We start from the raw sequence: 951 nt of genomic DNA on the forward strand, positions 1-951 counted from the left end.
TAAAAATTCAGAAAGCACTTGGTATTTTATATTTATTTCAGTATTGGATAGTTTTATGTCGATAAGATTAATGCAGTGAGCTAGGTGAGTTATTTTCAACCACAAGGGGGACCGATGAATTACCTATTACACTGCACGCCTGATGAAAATGAAGAGAAGCAGATACTTGATGGCTTATGGAAACATAATGACCATTTTGCACCTGTCGACATTCAACCATTAAGAGTCACGGTTAATGATGCATCAGGTAATATAAAGGGTGGGATAATAGCCAGAACATGGTGGGGCGGATTAGACATTCAATATCTGTGGGTTGCGGCTGAGTATCAAAAAAACGGCGTCGGGCGCGAGTTGATGCTAATGGCAGAGGGGGAAGCGATAAAGAGAGACTGCCATTTTTCTTATGTTGACACCTTCAGTTTTCAGGCCCGCGGGTTTTATATAAAATTGGGTTATTCAGAATATGGCAGTCTGGATGGTTTTTATCTAAAATTTTCAAGGCATTATCTTGTGAAGCCACTTCGCTAATAGAAAATATCACGCCTTCGAAATATATCTTTACGCACGGTATTATTACAGAGCACACTCACTTTTTAATAAATTTGATATCTATAATAGTGCTCAATGACATGCAATTTATGTTGATCCAGGGCGAGTTTTAGCCTTGGCGCTTATTCCTGGGGGTTACCGTTTGGTTACACTCTATTCAACCCCGTACACAGTGGTGGCTAAGAGATACTAGCCACCACTGTGTGAGCTTATGCCGCCAAGGTATGCTGGGCCATGTCTGTCAGAAGTCCAGTGATGAAATCGACACGCTGCGGTCTTTCGCTGAGGTCTTTAATGAATTTCAAACGGGTAGGGCCATCCAAACGATAGACGCGAGGATCGCGCTGTAACAGGCCAATCAGATGCGCAGGATCGACCCGATTATGGGCGCCGAACTCGATA

At 42.8% G+C, this 951-nt stretch carries 2 protein-coding genes; one reads left to right on the plus strand and one right to left on the minus strand.

Annotated features, from left to right (window positions below):
* The first annotated feature begins 114 nt into the window (after positions 1-114).
* Positions 115-528 (plus strand): GNAT family N-acetyltransferase, encoded by a 414-nt coding sequence (locus tag J5224_RS30350; protein ID WP_264628757.1) that lies wholly within the window; start codon positions 115-117, stop codon positions 526-528.
* 230 nt (positions 529-758) lie between these two features.
* Here the strand turns inward: J5224_RS30350 and J5224_RS30355 are convergent.
* Positions 759-951, minus strand: a 193-nt coding sequence (locus J5224_RS30355) for a hypothetical protein (protein WP_264628758.1), incomplete at its 5' end; no start/stop codon positions are given.

It is taken from the genome of Candidatus Symbiopectobacterium sp. NZEC135 (assembly GCF_025962695.1).

Coding starts and splice junctions, on each gene's coding strand:
- J5224_RS30350 (WP_264628757.1), top strand. CDS start 115: ATGAATTACCTATTACACTGCACGCCTGATGAAAATGAAGAGAAGCAG.